Source organism: Pseudomonas sp. DTU12.1 (assembly GCF_009873475.1).
Taxonomy (GTDB): Bacteria; Pseudomonadota; Gammaproteobacteria; order Pseudomonadales; family Pseudomonadaceae; genus Aquipseudomonas; species Aquipseudomonas proteolytica.
This window is the reverse complement of sequence record NZ_CP045254.1, coordinates 1339908-1358648: the sequence shown is the minus strand read 5'-3', so window position 1 is coordinate 1358648 and position 18741 is coordinate 1339908. Positions and strand designations below refer to the sequence as shown.

Genomic DNA, 18741 nt, shown 5'->3' with positions numbered 1-18741 from the left:
CAGTTATTCCTCAATTTCATTCAGGTTGCGTCCCGCCAGGGCGGCTTTCACCGTCTGGTTCATACGACGGGCGGCAAAGGCATCGGTTACTTGTGAAAGGCGCTTGGTCTGTTGTTCGATGGCATAACCATCGGTGCCTTTCATCAATTCGGCCAGTTCCTGCATCTGCAGGTCGATGACCAGGCGTTCTTCAGCATCCAGAAGGCGCTCGCCGTCGGCCTCAAGGGCGCCCTGCACAGCCTCGAGAAGGCGCTGGGCATCGACTTGCTGTTCACGCAGTACACGGGCGACCTTGTCATCACCGGCATACTGGAACGAATCCTTGAGCATCTTGGCGATTTCGCCGTCGGTCAGGCCGTAGGACGGCTTGACCTGGATACTGGCTTCAACGCCCGAGCCCAACTCACGCGCGGCCACACTGAGCAGGCCATCGGCGTCGACCTGGAAGGTCACGCGAATCTTCGCTGCACCCGCGACCATCGCCGGGATGCCGCGCAATTCAAAGCGTGCCAGGGAGCGGCAGTCGCTGATCAGCTCACGCTCGCCTTGCAGCACATGAATCATCATGGCCGTCTGGCCATCTTTATACGTGGTGAAGTCCTGGGCGCGGGCGACAGGAATGGTGGTGTTGCGTGGAATCACCTTCTCCATCAAGCCACCCATGGTTTCCAGGCCCAGGGACAACGGAATTACGTCGAGCAGAAGCAGTTCGCCACCCTCTCGCTTGTTGCCAGCCAAGGTATCGGCCTGGATCGCAGCACCAATGGCCACCACTTGATCCGGATCGATTTCGGTCAGCGGCTGACGACCAAAGGCTTCGGCCACGGCTTCGCGAACCCGTGGCACACGGGTCGAACCGCCAACCATGACCACTGCGCCAACTTCTTCCAGCTCGATACCGGAGTCACGCACGGCGCGACGGCAGGCTTTCAGACTACGGGCAACCATCGGCTCGATCAGCGCATCGAAGGCTTCACGGGTCAGTTGAGCCGACCATGAGCCGTAGGAAACCTCAACAGATGCAGCGTCAGTCAGGGCTTCTTTGGCCGCGCAGGCCGTTTGCAGCAGATTGCGCTGGGCGCCCGGATCGAGGTCGGCGGACAAGCCGGCGCTGGTGATGATCCAACCGGCGATGGCGTGGTCGAAGTCGTCACCCCCCAGGGCACTGTCGCCACCGGTAGCCAGGACTTCGAAAACACCGCCAGTCAGGCGCAGGATGGAAATATCAAAAGTACCGCCACCCAGGTCGTAAATCGCGACCAGGCCTTCGGCATGCTGGTCCAGGCCATAGGCCACGGCAGCAGCGGTTGGCTCGTTGAGCAGGCGCAAGACGTTGAGGCCGGCCAGTTTCGCCGCATCCTTGGTGGCTTGGCGCTGGGCATCATCGAAATATGCCGGAACGGTGATCACCGCCCCTACCAGCTCGCCGCCCAAGGTGGTTTCGGCGCGCTGGCGCAGGACCTTGAGGATATCGGCCGACACTTCCACCGGGCTTTTCGGGCCTTGGATGGTGTCGATAAACGGCATATGGGATTCACCGCCGACAAAGCGGTACGGCAGTTGATCGCCCAATTGCTTGACGTCGGACAACCCACGACCCATCAAGCGCTTGACCGACAACACCGTGTTCAACGGATCGGTAGAGGCCGCGAGCCTGGCCGACTCGCCCACTTCGGTGCGGTCAGCGTGATAGCGCACGGCGGACGGCAGGATCACCTGACCATCAGCATCGGGCAGCGGCTCGGAGAGACCGCTGCGCAGTGCGGCGACCAGTGAATTGGTAGTACCCAAGTCGATGCCAACCGCCAGGCGACGCTGGTGCGGTTGAGGACTTTGGCCGGGTTCGGCGATCTGCAGTAGAGCCATGGTAATCAGGTCTTATCTGTCTATCAGGCGTGCAATCTGTGCAGCACTGGGTTAATCGTCGAGGCGCTCTTCTAACTGGCGCACTTCGTAAGTGAGCTTGTCGAGGAACTGCATGCGCCGCATCAGGCGTTCGGCCTGTTCACGCTGCGCTGCATCATCCCAACAAGCTGCGAAGCTTTCGTTGAGCTCATCCTGGGCCACTTTCAGACGGCGCTTGAAGACCGCGACGCCAGCCAGATCGGCCTCGTCCTGCAAGTCTTCGAGCTCCTCGCGCCATTGCATCTGCTGCATCAGGAAATCAGGGTCATGGACCGTAACTTCCAGCGGCAACTCGCGACCGCCCATGGCGAGCAGGTAACGCGCGCGCTTGGGAGGGCTTTTGAGCGTCTGATAGGCTTCGTTGAGGCTGGCTGACTGCTCCAGCGCCAGGCGTTGCTCACGCTCGGAAGCGTCGGCAAAGCGGTCCGGATGCACCCCACGCGCCAATTCACGGTAGCGCGTGGCAAGCTGTTCGAGGTCCAGGCGAAAACTCGGCTGCAGCTCGAATAAAGCGAAATGACAAGGAGTACCCACAAATAGCCTCAGATGTTGAAGCTTTCGCCGCAGCCACATTCACCGCGCACGTTGGGGTTGTTGAACTTGAAGCCTTCGTTCAACCCTTCCTTGACGAAATCGAGCTCGGTGCCGTCCAGGTAGGTCAGGCTTTTAGGGTCGATGATCACTTTCTCGCCGTGACTTTCGAACACCTGGTCTTCCGCAACCACCTCGTCGACGAACTCCAGCACATAGGCAAGGCCGGAACAGCCCGTGGTGCGCACACCCAGACGAATCCCCTCACCTTTACCGCGCCCATCCAGGGAGCGTCGCACGTGCCGCGCAGCCGCTTCTGTCATGCTGATAGCCATCGTTGACTCCTTACTCGTCGCCAAATGCTTAGATCAAGCCTTTCTTCTGCTTGTAGTCGCGAACGGCCGCCTTGATGGCGTCTTCGGCGAGTACCGAGCAGTGAATTTTCACTGGCGGCAGGGCCAGTTCTTCGGCCAGCTGAGTGTTCTTGATGGTCTCTGCTTCATCCAGAGTCTTGCCTTTCATCCACTCGGTCGCCAGGGAGCTGGAGGCGATGGCCGAACCGCAGCCGTAGGTCTTGAACTTGGCATCTTCGATGATGCCCTGCTCGTTGACCTTGATCTGCAGGCGCATGACGTCGCCGCACGCCGGAGCGCCGACCATGCCGGTGCCGACATCAGGATCTTCCGCGTCCATCTTGCCGACGTTGCGCGGGTTTTCGTAGTGGTCGATGACCTTTTCGCTGTAAGCCATGGTACTCAATCCTCACTCATCAGGGCCGCTCTGGAACCCTGTAGAAACGCCTGCGTTTTCCGCCACGTTCCTACAGAGCTTGGGTGGCGGCTTCTATATTTAGTGTGCCGCCCACTCGATCTTGGAAATATCGACACCGTCTTTGAACATGTCCCACAGCGGCGACAGGGTGCGCAGCTTAGTGACCGCTTCGCAGACTTTCTGCGCCGCGTAGTCAACTTCTTCTTCGGTGGTGAAACGGCCGAACGTAAAGCGGATGGAACTGTGCGCCAACTCGTCGTTGCGGCCCAGGGCGCGCAGGACATAGGACGGCTCAAGGGAGGCCGAGGTGCAGGCCGAACCAGACGAAACCGCCAGGTCCTTGAGCGCCATGATCAGCGACTCGCCTTCAACGTAGTTGAAGCTCAAATTCAGGTTGTGCGGTACGCGGGCGGTCATGCTGCCGTTGATGTACAGCTCTTCAAGGTTCTCGACCTGCTTGTAGAAGCGATCGCTGAGGGCCTTGATGCGCACGTTCTCGGCAGCCATGTCTTCCTTGGCTACGCGGAAGGCTTCGCCCATGCCAACGATCTGGTGGGTCGCCAGGGTGCCCGAACGCATGCCGCGCTCGTGACCGCCGCCGTGCATGGTGGCTTCGATGCGCACACGTGGCTTGCGGCTCACGTACAGCGCGCCAATGCCTTTGGGGCCGTAGGTCTTGTGGGCCGAGAACGACATCAGGTCGACTTTCAGCTTGGACAGGTCGATGTCGACCTTGCCGGTGGACTGGGCAGCATCGACATGCAGCAACACGCCCTTGGAGCGGGTCAGCTCGCCAATGGCGGCGATGTCGTTGATGGTGCCGATTTCGTTGTTTACGTGGATCACGGAAACCAGAATGGTGTCTTCACGCATCGCGGCTTCGATCATGGCCGGGGTGACGATACCGTCAGTGGTCGGCTCAAGGTAGGTAACCTCGAAACCTTCACGCTCCAGTTGGCGCATGGTGTCGAGGACGGCCTTGTGCTCGATCTTGGTGGTGATCAGGTGCTTGCCCTTGGTCGCATAGAAATGCGCGGCGCCCTTGATTGCCAGGTTGTCGGACTCGGTGGCACCGGAAGTCCAGACGATTTCACGCGGGTCGGCATTGACCAGGTCTGCGACCTGGCGACGAGCGTTCTCCACCGCTTCCTCGGCCTTCCAGCCAAAAACGTGGGAGCGAGAGGCCGGGTTGCCGAAGTTTCCGTCAACCAGCAGGCACTCGCTCATCTTTTGCGCGACACGCGGATCAACCGGGGTGGTCGCTGAGTAATCAAGGTAAATCGGCAATTTCATGGACTTTCTCCTAAATCAGGCTGGCTGGCGTGCCGTTAGCTCTGCGGCTGTCACTCGACGGCGGACGCTTCAATCTTGTCCAGGCGCGGCGCCTTGGTGTTGCATCGGCGCTGGTCCTGACGCTGGGCTACTTCCTGCACCTCACGGCGAGTCACAAGATCAGCCAAGCTGATACCACTCAAAAACTCATGGATCTGCAGGCTCAGGTCACACCACAAGTGGTGCGTCAGGCAGGTGTCGCCGGCATGGCAATCACCCAGGCCCTGGCACTTGGTGGCATCGACGGATTCATTCACCGCGTCGATCACCTGGGCAACCTGGATGCCCTGCATGTCGCGGGACAACTGATAACCGCCGCCCGGGCCGCGCACACTGGAAACCAGGTTACTGCGGCGCAACTTGGCGAACAGTTGCTCAAGGTAAGACAGGGAAATGCCTTGGCGCTCGGAGATATCGGCCAGGGACACCGGCCCGTTTTGCGCGTGCAGGGCCAGGTCAAGCATGGCGGTCACCGCGTAACGGCCTTTTGTAGTCAGTCTCATGGACAAGTACCAAGGTGCTTCAGAATGGGAGCAAGTATGCGATTCCCGAGTATTTAAGTCAACTATAAGACCTAGTACTTTAGTCAGGAATACCCGTAAAAAGGGCGCGCGAATTGTAGCAGGACGGGGTGGGATCGAACAGCGGCAGCGGACAACCTGCATTGCCAGGCACGCGGCAGATCAATTGTGGGAGCTGGCTTGTTCGCGCAGGCGGTGGGTCAGCCATTCGTTTAGGCGACTGAGACACCGCCTTCGCGGGCAAGCCCGCTCCCACAGGGGGGGGGCTTGCGATGATCGCGAGGACTCAGCCGGCCTTGGTGGCGGCTTCGTCCTTTATTTCGGCGAAGTCTTCTTCGCGCAACTCAGGCAGATCCTTCGCACAGTAGGGACTGCCCAGATCCTTCAGCGCGCCGCACATGCCGTCCAACTTGCCGTCTACCGCCTGCAGATGGTCGAGCAACTGGCCAATGGCGCGCGCCACCGGGTCCGGCATGTCTTCGCTGACGCCGTAGGCATCGAAGCCGATTTTCTCGGCCATGGCCTTGCGCTTGGCCTCCTGCTCATCGCCGACTTCCGGCTTGACGATGATCCGCCCGGGAATCCCTACCACGGTGGCGCCTGGCGGCACCGCCTTGGTGACTACGGCATTGGAGCCAACCTTGGCCCCGGCACCGACGGTAAACGGCCCCAGGACCTTGGCCCCCGCCCCGACCACCACGCCATTTTCAAGGGTCGGGTGACGCTTGCCCTTGTTCCAGGTGGTGCCGCCCAGAGTCACGCCCTGGTACAGGGTCACATCGTCACCAATCTCGGCGGTTTCACCAATAACGATGCCCATGCCATGGTCGATAAAGAAGCGACGACCCACCTTGGCCCCCGGATGAATCTCGATCCCGGTCAGCCAGCGACCGAAGTTCGACACCAGCCGCGCCAGCCACTTCCAGCCCATACCCCACAAGGCACCGGACAGACGGTGAATCCAGATCGCATGCATCCCGGGATAGCAGGTCAGCACTTCAAAGGCGTTGCGCGCCGCCGGGTCACGGTGGAAAACACTCTGGATATCTTCTCGCAAACGCTCGAACATTTTTAATCCTTCCGCTTAAGAAGCTCGCCACGGGCCGCTTTCTGGGTTTCCGTGAGGATGCCACGCAATATATTCATTTCTGCCCGGCTGACCGAGCTGCGTCCGTAAAGCCTGCGCAGGCGCGCCATCAAGTGCCGTGGTTTTTCCGGATCGAGGAACTCGATGGCCACCAGGGTTTGCTCCAGGTGCTCATAGAACCGCTCCAGCTCATCCATGGTGGCCAACTCGCCACTTTTGGTGGATGCAACCTCATCCTTCTCCATCTTGCTCGGCTGGCCTTGTGCCGCCAACCAGGTCATGCGCACTTCATAACTCAACACTTGCACAGCAGCCCCGAGGTTCAGAGAACTGAATTCAGGGTCCGATGGGATGTGCACGTGAAAATGACATCGCTGCAGCTCGTCATTGGTCAGGCCGGAGTCTTCACGACCAAATACCAAGGCGATTTCGGCGCCGCCGGCCGCCTCTTCGACCACTTTGGCCCCGCATTCGCGAGGATCGAGCAGCGGCCAGGGAATGCGGCGGTCGCGGGCGCTGGTGCCGAGCACCAGATTACAACCGACCAGAGCATCTTCCAGGCTGGCGACGACCTGGGCTTTTTCCAGGATGTCATTGGCGCCGGAGGCGCGAGCGTCGGCCTCATGGTGTGGGAACACACGCGGCTCCACCAGCACCAGGCGCGTCAGCCCCATGTTCTTCATAGCCCGCGCCACCCCGCCGATATTGCCGGGGTGACTGGTATTGACGAGGACGACACGAATGTTTTGCAGCAAGGGAGGCGCTCTCGGACACGGGAAAGGGGAGCAAATCTTACAGAACAGCCTAAGGTTATGCCATGAAAGCGAACGTCGTCCTTCACCTGAAGAAAGTTTCTGCTAGAATGCTCGGCTTTCTTTAACAACCTTAGGTGACACATCCATGCAGCCCATGCTGAATATCGCGCTGCGCGCCGCCCGCAGCGCCAGTGAATTGATCTTCCGCTCCATCGAGCGCCTGGATACCATCAAGGTCGACGAAAAAGACGCCAAGGATTATGTATCCGAGGTGGATCGCGCCGCCGAACAGAAAATCATCGACGCCCTGCGCAAGGCCTACCCTACCCACGGCATCCTCGGCGAAGAAACCGGCCTGCACAAAGGCAGCGGCGAAGGCGAAGACTACCTGTGGATCATCGATCCACTGGATGGCACCACCAACTTCCTGCGCGGCATCCCGCACTTTGCCGTGAGCATTGCCTGCAAATACCGTGGCCGCCTGGAACACGCCGTCGTACTTGACCCGGTTCGCCAGGAAGAATTCACCGCCAGCCGTGGCCGTGGCGCCCAGCTGAACGGTCGCCGCCTGCGCGTCAGCGGTCGCACCAGCCTGGACGGCGCCCTGCTGGGCACCGGCTTCCCGTTCCGTGATGACCAGATGGACAACCTGGAAAACTACCTGGGCATGTTCCGCGCCCTGGTTGGCCAGACCGCCGGCATCCGCCGCGCCGGTGCAGCCAGCCTGGACCTGGCCTATGTGGCCGCTGGTCGTTTTGATGCGTTCTGGGAGTCGGGCCTGTCCGAGTGGGACATGGCTGCAGGCGCCCTGCTGATTCAAGAAGCCGGCGGCCTGGTGAGCGACTTCACCGGCGGCCACGACTTCCTGGAGAAGGGTCACGTGGTTGCAGGCAACACCAAATGCTTCAAGGCAGTACTGACGGCGATCCAGCCGCACCTGCCGGCTTCGCTGAAGCGTTAAGCGAGCGAGCACAAAAAAGCACCTCGAGGGGTGCTTTTTTTATGCCTGGGATTTGGCCGGAACCAGCTCCTACCGATTTGGGCACTGCACAATGTGGGAGCTGGCTTGCCTGCGATAGCGCTCTGCCAGCTAGCTTATCGGTACAGACCCACCGCTTTCGCGAGCAAGCCCGCTCCCACATTTTGAACTTCGCCAGACTTGGTATTACTGCTGATTCTGGCCGAGGATCAGGCGACCCTCTTTATCCACAGGGATCTGGCTACCAGGATCACGCTCCATACGCACCGATCCTTCCTTGCCATCCAGGTTGTAACGCACGTCATACCCGACAACCTTGTCACTAATGTCGTTGACGGTGTTACAGCGCGTCTGGGTGGTGGTGTAGGTATCACGGTTCTGCATGCCTTCCTGAACCTTGTTACCGGCATAACCGCCGCCCACTGCGCCGGCTACGGTGGCGATCTTCTTGCCAGTACCGCCGCCAATCTGGTTACCTAGCAGGCCGCCGGCCAGGGCGCCAACCACGGTACCGGCGATTTGATGCTGATCCTGCACCGGACGTTGCCGGGTCACGGTGACGTCCTTGCAGACTTCACGAGGGGTTTTGATCTGGGTCTTGACCGGCTGCACCGCCAGCACTTGCGCATACTCAGGGCCGCTTTTTACCAGGCTGTAGGTGGCAACAGCACCCCCGGCAGTCACACCGACAGCACCCAATACCGCACCAACCAGTAACGACTTGTTCACGTGAACCTCCTGACCATCACAAGCGGACTGAAACGTCCGCGCTATACCCAGCCTTGGAGCAAAAAAAAAGGCGCGAGTTCAATACTCACGCCTTCTTTGTAACAGCAGATCAACAAACACCCATCAAGGGCGGTCGTCGACCTCCTTGTCTGTCGCAACAGGAGGAATCAGGTCTTCGCTGTTGAGGTTCAGCCAGATCAGCACCACGTTGGCGATGTAGATCGACGAGTAGGTGCCCGCCAGTACGCCGATAAACAGCGCCAGGGAGAAGCCCCACAGGTTGTCGCCACCGAAGATCATCAATGCGGCAATCGCCAGCAAGGTGGAGATCGACGTCGCCATGGTGCGCAACAGGGTCTGGGTGGTGGAGATGTTGATGTTCTCGATCAACGTCGCCTTGCGCAGTACCCGGAAGTTCTCGCGAACCCGGTCGAATACCACGATGGTGTCGTTGAGGGAGTAACCAATGATCGCCAGCACCGCCGCCAATACTGTCAGGTCGAAGGTGATCTGGAAGTACGCCAGGATACCCACGGTCACGATCACGTCGTGGATCAGCGAGACAATGGCACCAACCCCGAACTTCCACTGAAAGCGGAAGGCCAGGTAGATCATGATGCCGGCCAGCGCCATCAGCATGCCGAGGCCGCCCTGGTCGCGCAGCTCTTCACCCACCTGGGGGCCGACGAACTCGACGCGCTTGACCGACGCCGGGTTGTCGCCGCCGACCTTGAGCAAGGCCTCCGCCACCTGGTGCCCCAGTTGCGGATCTTCGCCAGGCATACGCACCAGCAGGTCGGTGGTTGCGCCAAAGCTCTGCACGATGGCCTCGTGATAACCGGCCTCGTTCAGCTGGATGCGCACCTTGGTTACGTCGGCCGGCTTCTCGTAGGTCAGCTCGATGAGCGTACCGCCGGTGAAGTCCAGACCGTAGTTCAGGCCCTTATGGAACCAGCTGAACAACGCCAGGACGGTAAGGAGCACAGTGACGCCGAACGCAACGTTGCGAACGCCCATGAAGTTGATTGTACGTAACATGGCAGCCCCTTAAATCCACAACTTCTTGAAGTCACGCCCGCCAAAGATCAGGTTGACCATTGCGCGGGTCACCATGATGGCCGTGAACATCGAGGTAAAGATACCGAGGGACATGGTCACCGCAAAGCCCTTGACCGGACCGGTGCCCATGGCAAAGAGAATCCCGCCAACCAGCAAAGTGGTCAGGTTGGAGTCGAGAATTGCCGTGAATGCCCGGCCGAAACCTTCGTTGATTGCCCGTTGCACGCTCATGCCCGCCGCGATCTCTTCACGAATCCGCGAGAAGATCAGCACGTTGGCGTCCACCGCCATACCCATGGTGAGTACGATACCGGCGATACCCGGCAGGGTCAGTGTAGCCCCCAGCAGCGACATCAAGGCCAGCAGCATGACCATGTTGCCCGCCAGCGCGACGGTGGCGATGACGCCAAAGAAGCGATAGATGGCGATGATGAACAGGGACACGAACAACATGCCCCACAACGACGCATCGACACCCTTGGTGATGTTGTCGGCACCCAGGCTTGGACCGATGGTGCGTTCTTCAGCGAAGTACATCGGCGCAGCCAGGCCGCCAGCACGCAGCAGCAGGGCCAACTCGGACGATTCGCCTTGGCCGTTCAGGCCAGTGATGCGGAACTGAGCACCCAGCGGCGACTGGATAGTCGCCAGGCTGATGATCTTCTTCTCTTCCTTGAAGGTCTGCACCGCGACGTCTTTTTCGACGCCATTGACCATTTGCTTGACGTAAGTGGTTACCGGACGCTGCTCAATGAAGATCACCGCCATGCTGCGACCGACGTTGCTGCGGGTTGCGCGGCTCATCAGTTCGCCACCATGACCATCCAGGCGGATGTTCACTTCAGGCGTGCCATGCTCACCGAAACCGGCCTTGGCGTCTGTCACCTGGTCGCCCGTGATGATCAGGCTACGCTCGATCTGCGCTGGAGGACGGTTGCCTTCACGGAACTCGAAAGTCTCGGAGGTGGCCTTGGAAGCACCCGGCTCGGCGGCCAGGCGGAATTCAAGGTTGGCAGTCTTGCCCAGGATCCGCTTGGCTTCAGCAGTATCCTGCACACCCGGCAGTTCGACCACGATGCGGTTGGCACCCTGGCGCTGAACCAGAGGCTCGGCCACACCCAGCTCGTTGACGCGGTTACGGACCGTGGTCAAGTTCTGCTTGATGGAGTATTCACGGATTTCCGCCAGCTTGGCCGGGGTCATCGCCAGACGCAGCACCGGCTGACCATTGAGGTCGGCGGGCACAATGTCGAAATCGTTGAAGCTCTTGCGAATCAGGGCGCGCGCCTGTTCACGGATAGCCTCGTCAGCAAAGCCCAGCTGGATGGCACCGTTGAGTTGCGGCAGGCTGCGATAACGCAGGCGCTCTTTGCGCAGCAGGCTCTTCACATCGCCTTCGTAGACTTTCATGCGTGCGTCGAGGGCTTTGTCCATGTCCACTTCCAACAGGAAGTGCACACCACCGGACAAGTCCAGGCCCAGTTTCATCGGGTGTGCGCCGATGCTCCGCAGCCATTTTGGCGTGGTCTGTGCCAGGTTAAGCGCGACTACGTAGTCATCACCCATCACCTTGCGCACGACATCCTTGGCCGGCAATTGGTCTTCCTGCTTGGTCAGGCGCAACAAGCCGCCCTTCGCATCAGCTGCCAATGTTGCCGCCTTGACCTGGATTCCCGCGTCAGTGAGCGCTTTGCTCGCGCGGTCCAGATCAGCCTGATTGACCTGCAGCGAAGTGCTGGCGCCAGTGATCTGGATCGCAGGGTCATCAGGATAGAGATTGGGAGCGGAATAAATAAAACCGATCGCCAGCACCGCCAGGATCAGTACGTATTTCCACAGAGGGTATTTGTTCAGCATCACGCCGCCCGCTTATGACGCGGGGCGCCTTGCGCGCCCCGTCGATTGGTAAAAGTTGTTACTCAGATCGCTTTGAGCGTGCCTTTAGGCAGCGTGGCGGCGATGGCGCCTTTCTGGAACTTCATTTCAACGGTGTCGGAGACTTCCAGGACTACGAAAGCGTCGGAAACCTTGGTGATCTTGCCAGCGATACCGCCGGTGGTCACCACTTCGTCACCTTTTTGCAAGCTGCCCAGCAGGTTTTTCTGCTCTTTGGCGCGCTTGGCCTGTGGACGCCAGATCATCAGGTAGAAGATGACCAGGAAGCCGACCAGGAAAATCCACTCGAAACCACCGCCCATAGGACCGGCAGCGGCCGGTGCAGCGGCGTCAGCCATAGCGTTAGAGATAAAAAAGCTCATTTAGCACTCCAGTTGCAAATAGTGAATCTTAGGGTCGGGAAACTCAGTCCAAGGGCGGCACGGGAAGCCCGCGCTTGGCATAGAAGGCATCGACAAAGGCGGCCAATGTACCCTGTTGAATAGCCTCGCGCAAACCAGCCATCAGGACTTGGTAGTGACGCAAATTGTGGATGGTATTCAACATGCTACCCAGCATTTCCCCGCATTTGTCCAGATGGTGCAGATAAGCACGGGAGAAGTTCTGGCAGGTGTAGCAATCACAGGTGGGATCCAGCGGCGAATCATCATGGCGATGGAACGCGTTACGGATCTTCAGCACGCCTGTATCAATGAACAGATGCCCATTGCGGGCATTACGGGTTGGCATCACGCAATCGAACATGTCCACACCGCGGCGCACACCCTCTACGAGATCTTCTGGTTTGCCAACGCCCATAAGGTAACGAGGTTTGTCAGAAGGCATCAGGCCTGGAAGGTAGTCCAGCACCTTGATCATCTCGTGCTTGGGCTCGCCCACCGACAGGCCACCAATGGCCAGGCCATCGAAACCGATTTTGTCCAGGCCTTCAAGCGAGCGCTTGCGCAGGCTTTCGTGCATGCCGCCCTGGACGATGCCGAACAGCGCAGCAGTGTTGTCGCCGTGGGCATTCTTCGAACGCTGGGCCCAACGCAACGACAGCTCCATGGAGATGCGCGCCACGTCTTCATCGGCCGGGTACGGCGTGCACTCGTCAAAAATCATCACGATGTCGGAGCCCAGGTCGCGCTGGACCTGCATCGACTCTTCCGGGCCCATGAACACCTTGGAACCGTCCACCGGCGAGGCGAAGGTCACGCCCTCCTCCTTGATCTTGCGCATGGCGCCCAGGCTGAACACCTGGAAGCCACCGGAGTCGGTGAGGATCGGGCCTTGCCACTTCATGAAATCGTGCAGGTCGCCATGCTTCTTGATCACTTCCGTGCCCGGGCGCAGCCACAGGTGGAAGGTGTTGCCGAGGATGATCTCGGCGCCGGTGGCAACGATGTCACGCGGCAGCATGCCCTTGACGGTGCCGTAGGTGCCGACCGGCATGAACGCCGGGGTCTCCACGGTGCCACGGGGGAAGGTCAGGCGACCGCGACGGGCCTTGCCGTCGGTGGCCAACAATTCAAACGACATACGACTCATAGTTGTTCCTCTGGGCCGCGCGGCGCCGGATTACGGGTGATAAACATCGCATCACCGTAGCTGAAAAAACGGTACCCGTTATCGATGGCGGCCTGGTAGGCGGCCATGGTCTCGGGGTAACCGGCAAATGCCGAGACCAGCATCAATAGCGTGGATTCGGGCAAATGGAAGTTGGTGACCAGGCAATCGACCACATGGAATGGCCGGCCTGGGTAGATAAAGATATCGGTGTCACCACTGAACGGCTTGAGCACGCCATCGCGCGCCGCACTCTCCAGGGAACGCACGCTGGTGGTGCCCACTGCGACCACTCGCCCACCGCGCGCCTTGCACGCGTTGACCGCGTCCACGACGTCCTGGCTGACTTCCAGCCATTCGCTGTGCATATGGTGATCTTCGATGTTATCCACACGCACCGGCTGAAACGTCCCGGCCCCCACGTGCAGGGTCACATAGGCAGTCTCGACGCCCTTGGCGGCAATCGCATCCAGCAGCGGCTGGTCGAAATGCAACCCGGCAGTCGGCGCAGCGACCGCGCCCAGGCGCTGGGAGTACACCGTCTGATAGCGCTCGCGGTCCGAATCTTCGTCGGGGCGGTCTATATAAGGAGGCAACGGCATATGGCCGACACGCTCCAGCAGCGGCAATACTTCCTCGGCAAACTTGAGTTCGAACAACGCGTCATGGCGCGCCACCATCTGGGCTTCGCCACCGCCTTCAATCAGGATGCTCGACCCTGGTTTGGGCGACTTGCTGGAGCGCACATGGGCCAGCACACGATGGCTGTCCAGCACCCGCTCCACCAGAATTTCCAGCTTGCCGCCGGAAGCTTTCTGGCCAAACAGCCGCGCCGGAATCACCCGGGTATTGTTGAAGACCATCAAGTCGCCTGGGCGCAAATGCTCAAGCAAATCAGTGAATTGACGGTGTGCAAGGGCACCGCTGACCCCGTCCAGGGTCAACAGTCGACTGGCGCGACGCTCGGCCAAAGGGTGGCGAGCAATCAGCGAATCCGGGAGTTCAAAAGTAAAGTCAGCAACGCGCATGATGGGGTTCGTCTAGCAGGGCCGGGAAGTCTAGCGGAAATAGTGAAAATAGACCATGAAACGTGATTGACCAACGGTAATCACCTCTCTATACTTCGCCGCCATTGAGCCCTGATGGCGGAATTGGTAGACGCGGCGGATTCAAAATCCGTTTTCGAAAGGAGTGGGAGTTCGAGTCTCCCTCGGGGCACCATATAGCAATACCTGAAAGTCTCTACCAGGCTTTCAGCAACAGAGAAACCGGCCACTTGAGCCGGTTTTTTTGTGCCTGGGTATCTACCTCTGGATCCCTGTATCCCTGCTTGTATCGTGAGAAAAATACCGAACCTTGGGACACAAGGATGAAGCGCGCAGATGTCAAGCACCGCCCTCTCGCGAATACGACGCTCGCCGACACTGGCCTTTACCTTGGCACCTGTGCCGCGCCTGGCGCTGGATGGCATGTTGTTCGAAATCGAAGCAGTGGCCGGTGCTGCTCGATTGGTATTTCGAGCAAGAGACAGCGAGCCCGTGAAATAACAGCTTCACGGGTTCAAGATTGATGGTCTTGAGACGGTACTTCAGAAATTGGTGCGCAGCGTAAAGGTCATGTTTCGCGGGGCACCATAGTAGTTTTGCGACTCTACCGGCCCGGTCTGAGCGTAATAGACGCGGTCAAAAATGTTTTCTACGTTCATCGAAAGGCTCACGCTTTTGGTGATGTCGTACGCTATGCGCGCGTTGTAGAGGGCATAACCTGAACCTTCGTGTTTCATACCACTGCCCAGCATGTAGGTACCACTCTGAATACGTGCTCCGGCTCCCACCTGCCACTTGGCGAATTCGTCAGGTAGCGTGTAGTTGGCCCACACACGCGCCGCATGGGCGGGCATCTGAGTCAGGAAGCTGCGACCTTCGAGGCTGACATCGTCCGGGTTTTCCAGATAACGACTACGTGTGTAGGTATAGCTGGCACTGAGTTGCAAGCCCGTCATGACCCTGCCGTTGACCTCGGCTTCAAACCCCTCTGAACGGACTTTCCCTCCAGCGATGTGACAAAGCGTGGTGAATGGGCTGTTGCACGGAGATGCATAGGATTTGTCGATCTGCGCCCGGCCATTGAAGTTTGTCTGGTAGATCGCGAACGAGGTGTTCAGTGCTCCGCCGTAAAGCTCGCCTTTAAGCCCCAATTCGTAGGTTTCTCCAGAACGTGGAGACAAAGTGTCGCCAGCGTAGGTCATGAAGTCGGTTTGCGGGGAGAATATCTCGGAGTAGCTGCCATAAGCCGACCAGTTCTGTGTCAGCGCATACACCAGTCCATAAAAGGGCACGACCTTGGCATTGGTTTTCTGCCCCGAGAGTTTGGATACCCCGCTCGGCTCGGCAATCTGGTCTTGGCTGTAGTCCCACCAACTGACGCGGGCACCGACAATCACATCCAGCGGCTCAAGCACGTTCATCCGCAAAGACCCGTAGACACCTTGCTGGTCGAGCGTCGACTTGACGGTACGGTAGCGGGCCAGGCGATCGTATCGAGGGGGGATGAAATCGATGATGCTCGGGATGCTTTTCGTTTCCTCGTACTCCTGTGTCTCATAACGCCCGGAATCGCGCTTGGCGTGAGTGACGTTGGCACCGAGGATGACTTCGTGACGCCGTTCGAGCAGTTCGAAGTGGCCATTGAGATAAGCGTCGGTGTTGTACTGATAGTTGTTTTCCGAACGGCTTTCCGCCCAGTTGTAGCCACCGCCATGGGTCAGCGGATCAATCAGGCCGCCGGTGTTGCTGTAGATAGTGTCCAGATTCAGCTTGGTGTAGTTGGTGGTCAGGCTCATCCGCCAATCATCGTTGATCTGGTGCTTGGCTTCGAGGAACACCTGAGTAGTTTCCACATCGTTGTAGTCCGATGGCGAACTCAAGTTGGTCGAGCGTTTCCAGTCGATATTCGCGCCGGTCTTGTAGGCCGGAAGACCGAAGTCCATAACCCCACGATTGTTCACGTTCTGATAGGAAAAACCGGCGCTTATCAGGGTTTGTGGCGACAGGTCGAACTCCAGGACGCCATAAGTAGAAGACCGCTCGGTCTTGGCGTTGTCATAAAAATAGCCACGGTCGCCGTAGGAGGTTACCAAGCGACCCCGAACGCTTTTGTCTTCGTTAAGCGGACCTTGAACGTCGATTTGCTGGCGATAGTTGTCCCAGCGCCCTGCGGACGTGGTGGTGCTGATGTGGAAGTCTGATGAGGCCCGCTTGCGTACCAGGTTGATGGCGCCACCGGGCGAACCTGCCCCCTGAAACAAGCCAGCTGAGCCCTTGAGCAATTCAACCCGCTCATAAGGGACCAGGTCAGCCCAGTTCTGCGAGGTAATGCTGTTGCCGTTTGGCAGCGGTATGCCGTTGATCTGGTAGTTATCGATCTGAAAGCCGCGCGCATAAGGCTGGTTATCGCCCACCATGTAGCCGTATGTGATCACCCCGGGCAGGTTGTTGTAGACGTCATCCAGCGTCTGGATATTCTGGTCCTTGATTCGCTGGGCCGTGAGTACCGAAATGCTCTGTGGAATATCCTTGAGGGGACGCTCGCTTTTGCCGATACTCACAGCGCCCGTCGTGTAGGAGGGAGAGTCTTCAGTATTTATGCCCAACCCGGCAGCCTGAATGGTGGTAGCGCCCAACTCCAGGGCGTCGCTCTTATTGGGAGCGGCAATCAGATAACTCCCATCGGCGGTTTTCTGCGCCACCAAGCCAGTGTTGCCGACGATACGCTCCAACGCCTGTTCGACGCTGAGCTGCGCGTGCAGCGCCACTGCCTGGCGTCCTTCGGCAACATCGGTTGCGAACAGGATTCGACTACCGGTCTGTGCCGCCAAAGCATTCAGTGTTTTATCCAACGCCTGGGCCGGGATATCCAGCGAATAGACAGCGCTTTTTGCGTGGACGGTGCTTGCCAATAGCAGGCCGCTCGCGAGCAGGCTCAGGCGAAGCGATGACGTGTTCTTACCCATGTTTTCCCCATTCGAACAGTCGATGAAAGCGTTCTTCATAGGGTTGGCGTATGGACGACGTCAGATGTTGAGGTCTGACCTGAATATAATTCTCATTTAATTAATGAGTGATTGTTAATCAGCGAATTTTACTGAAGCTAACGGTGCCGTCCGCGGCACGTACGATGCTCACTGGCAAGATCGACGGCAGCAGGCCGATCAGCGCCTCGACCGAGCCACTGTCAAACTCACCGGAGAGGCGCAGTTCGCCGACCTGCGCATCGGCCAACCGTAACGGTTTTTGCCGGTAATGCTGAAGGTCCGCGATCACCTCGCGCAAGGGCGTGCCGTCGAAGCGCAACTTGTCCTGACGCCAGGCCGTGAGGGCAGCGACGTCGACCGGCCTCACCTCGCCCAGTTGCGCGGATGACGCCCGCAGCTGCTGGCCGGCGTTTAGTCTCACAACTGCAGTGCGATTGCTGCTGACTTCAACAGCGCCCTCAATGACCCCCACGTCCACGCCGCGCACGTCACTGCGCACGTCAAATACAGTGCCTATATCACGAACTCTTACGCCTTGGCTGCGCACGATAAAAGGCGTATCGGCATGCACGACACTGAACAGTGCTTCGCCGTGAATCAGTTCCAATTGGCGGCTGCGGAGGCGCTTTTCAATGATCAAGTGACTGCCGGAATTCAACTCGACGCGACTGCCGTCAACCAGTTGAAGCTGTTCCCGCTGGCCTATCGCAACATGGATATCCTCGTGTTTCCACGCGGGATCAAGCAACCAGATAGCGCTGCCCAGGGCCAGCACTAACGTGCCTGCACGAGCCGCATTTCTGCGTTTGCGGCGACTCTCAGTCATTGCCTTGCCTTCAGCCAGCAGGGCCTCCCTGGACGGAGCGCGTTCACGTAATGCCTCGGCAAATGGCTGCAACGGATCGGCCGCGTCAGGACGACGTTTTTTGTCGAATGCGTCCGGGTGACTCATGGTTACGCCTGCCCCTGTCGTTGCATCAGCCGACGTGCAGGTTCCCAGCGCAGAATGATGGCTGCCATTGCGCGGCCAAAATGCTGGGTGACCATGTTCAGGGAAATATCCAACTCGTCGGCAATTTCACGTTGCGGCATGCCATGGATACGATGCAGCAAAAATACCTGGCGCTGGCGCGCCGGCAGCGCCTCAATGATTGCCAAGAGGGCACGCACGTGTTGTTCGAATTCTACCGCCCGCGCACCGTCCCAACTGTCCATCCCTTCTTCGGGCGACATGTGTGTTTGAACATATAGGCTACGAGTGCGCTCGGCGCGGATACGATCAACGGCGCGGTTGAAGCTCACCTTGCGCAGAAATGCCAAAGGCAGTGCGACTTTTTCCTTGGGCGGTTTTTCGAGAATCTGGATACAAACGTCATGAACAAGATCACGAGCAAAGTGTTTGCCGTTGAAACGAAGCCGGATGTACTCCACCAGCGCATCGTAGTGAAGGGTCAGCGCGGTCATCAGCTCTTCATTGGGCGACGTCTTCGACATGGGAATCAAACGGGATTGATGAGAATGTATCTCATTATATCGTTATCTTAACGACGTTTGCGAGCCGTCAGATGTTGTTCTTTAAACTGAGATGAAGTCCC

Annotated in this window: 18 protein-coding genes and 1 tRNA gene; 2 read left to right on the top strand and 17 right to left on the bottom strand. The window is 58.8% G+C overall.

The genetic code is table 11. The features are described from left to right. Positions 1-3: 3 nt before the first annotated feature. The 8 genes from hscA to trmJ all read right to left on the bottom strand — a co-directional run bounded on the left by hscA (position 4) and on the right by trmJ (position 6902). Entirely contained in the window at positions 4-1866 is a 1863-nt protein-coding gene (gene hscA / locus GDV60_RS05995) for a Fe-S protein assembly chaperone HscA (RefSeq protein ID WP_029298553.1), read from the bottom strand. 51 nt (positions 1867-1917) lie between these two features. Beyond that, on the bottom strand, positions 1918-2439 hold the full coding sequence (gene hscB / locus GDV60_RS05990; RefSeq protein ID WP_038446309.1) for a co-chaperone HscB: 522 nt from the start codon (positions 2437-2439) through the stop codon (positions 1918-1920). An 8-nt stretch (positions 2440-2447) separates the two neighbouring features. Beyond that, positions 2448-2771, bottom strand: coding sequence for an iron-sulfur cluster assembly protein IscA (gene iscA / locus GDV60_RS05985; RefSeq protein ID WP_010565230.1), 324 nt, complete (start codon positions 2769-2771; stop codon positions 2448-2450). Positions 2772-2799: 28 nt separating this feature from the next. After that, entirely contained in the window at positions 2800-3186 is a 387-nt protein-coding gene (gene iscU / locus GDV60_RS05980) for a Fe-S cluster assembly scaffold IscU (protein ID WP_003443374.1), read from the bottom strand. A gap of 99 nt (positions 3187-3285) precedes the next feature. After that, positions 3286-4500, bottom strand: coding sequence for an IscS subfamily cysteine desulfurase (locus tag GDV60_RS05975; protein ID WP_070994737.1), 1215 nt, complete (start codon positions 4498-4500; stop codon positions 3286-3288). Between the two features lie 50 nt (positions 4501-4550). Then, positions 4551-5042, bottom strand: coding sequence for a Fe-S cluster assembly transcriptional regulator IscR (gene iscR / locus GDV60_RS05970; protein WP_003210305.1), 492 nt, complete (start codon positions 5040-5042; stop codon positions 4551-4553). A 304-nt stretch (positions 5043-5346) separates the two neighbouring features. Beyond that, positions 5347-6129 (bottom strand): serine O-acetyltransferase, encoded by a 783-nt coding sequence (gene cysE, locus GDV60_RS05965; RefSeq protein WP_029298570.1) that lies wholly within the window; start codon positions 6127-6129, stop codon positions 5347-5349. Between the two features lie 2 nt (positions 6130-6131). Further along, positions 6132-6902 (bottom strand): tRNA (cytosine(32)/uridine(32)-2'-O)-methyltransferase TrmJ, encoded by a 771-nt coding sequence (gene trmJ, locus GDV60_RS05960; protein WP_133715844.1) that lies wholly within the window; start codon positions 6900-6902, stop codon positions 6132-6134. A 145-nt stretch (positions 6903-7047) separates the two neighbouring features. On the opposite strand from trmJ, the gene suhB reads away from it, so the two are divergent. Further along, on the top strand, positions 7048-7863 hold the full coding sequence (suhB, locus tag GDV60_RS05955) for an inositol-phosphate phosphatase (RefSeq protein WP_003175971.1): 816 nt from the start codon (positions 7048-7050) through the stop codon (positions 7861-7863). 204 nt (positions 7864-8067) lie between these two features. Here suhB and GDV60_RS05950 read toward each other — a convergent pair whose 3' ends face one another. The 6 genes from GDV60_RS05950 to queA form a co-directional block, all read right to left on the bottom strand. Then, entirely contained in the window at positions 8068-8610 is a 543-nt protein-coding gene (locus tag GDV60_RS05950) for a glycine zipper 2TM domain-containing protein (protein WP_029298576.1), read from the bottom strand. Positions 8611-8733: 123 nt separating this feature from the next. Continuing rightward, positions 8734-9648, bottom strand: coding sequence for a protein translocase subunit SecF (secF, locus tag GDV60_RS05945; protein ID WP_159906589.1), 915 nt, complete (start codon positions 9646-9648; stop codon positions 8734-8736). A gap of 9 nt (positions 9649-9657) precedes the next feature. Then, positions 9658-11526: a protein translocase subunit SecD gene (secD, locus tag GDV60_RS05940; RefSeq protein WP_029298580.1), complete on the bottom strand. Its 1869-nt coding sequence runs from the start codon at positions 11524-11526 to the stop codon at positions 9658-9660. Between the two features lie 62 nt (positions 11527-11588). Further along, the gene (gene yajC, locus GDV60_RS05935; protein WP_003175975.1) at positions 11589-11927 is read right to left on the bottom strand and encodes a preprotein translocase subunit YajC; all 339 of its coding nucleotides are present in this window, start codon (positions 11925-11927) and stop codon (positions 11589-11591) included. A 43-nt stretch (positions 11928-11970) separates the two neighbouring features. Next, entirely contained in the window at positions 11971-13086 is a 1116-nt protein-coding gene (gene tgt / locus GDV60_RS05930; protein ID WP_032858353.1) for a tRNA guanosine(34) transglycosylase Tgt, read from the bottom strand. 5 nt (positions 13087-13091) lie between these two features. After that, the gene (queA, locus tag GDV60_RS05925; protein ID WP_159906587.1) at positions 13092-14141 is read right to left on the bottom strand and encodes a tRNA preQ1(34) S-adenosylmethionine ribosyltransferase-isomerase QueA; all 1050 of its coding nucleotides are present in this window, start codon (positions 14139-14141) and stop codon (positions 13092-13094) included. Between the two features lie 108 nt (positions 14142-14249). On the opposite strand from queA, the gene GDV60_RS05920 reads away from it, so the two are divergent. After that, a tRNA-Leu gene (locus GDV60_RS05920) sits at positions 14250-14334 on the top strand. A 367-nt stretch (positions 14335-14701) separates the two neighbouring features. On the opposite strand, the gene GDV60_RS05910 is transcribed toward GDV60_RS05920, so the two are convergent. From GDV60_RS05910 to GDV60_RS05900, 3 genes are all read right to left on the bottom strand, one after another. Next, on the bottom strand, positions 14702-17125 hold the full coding sequence (locus GDV60_RS05910) for a TonB-dependent receptor (protein WP_158682865.1): 2424 nt from the start codon (positions 17123-17125) through the stop codon (positions 14702-14704). A gap of 118 nt (positions 17126-17243) precedes the next feature. Next, positions 17244-18098: a FecR family protein gene (locus GDV60_RS05905; protein ID WP_169870569.1), complete on the bottom strand. Its 855-nt coding sequence runs from the start codon at positions 18096-18098 to the stop codon at positions 17244-17246. 2 nt (positions 18099-18100) lie between these two features. Next, positions 18101-18610, bottom strand: coding sequence for an RNA polymerase sigma factor (locus GDV60_RS05900; protein WP_092237308.1), 510 nt, complete (start codon positions 18608-18610; stop codon positions 18101-18103). Between the last annotated feature and the right edge of the window lie 131 nt (positions 18611-18741).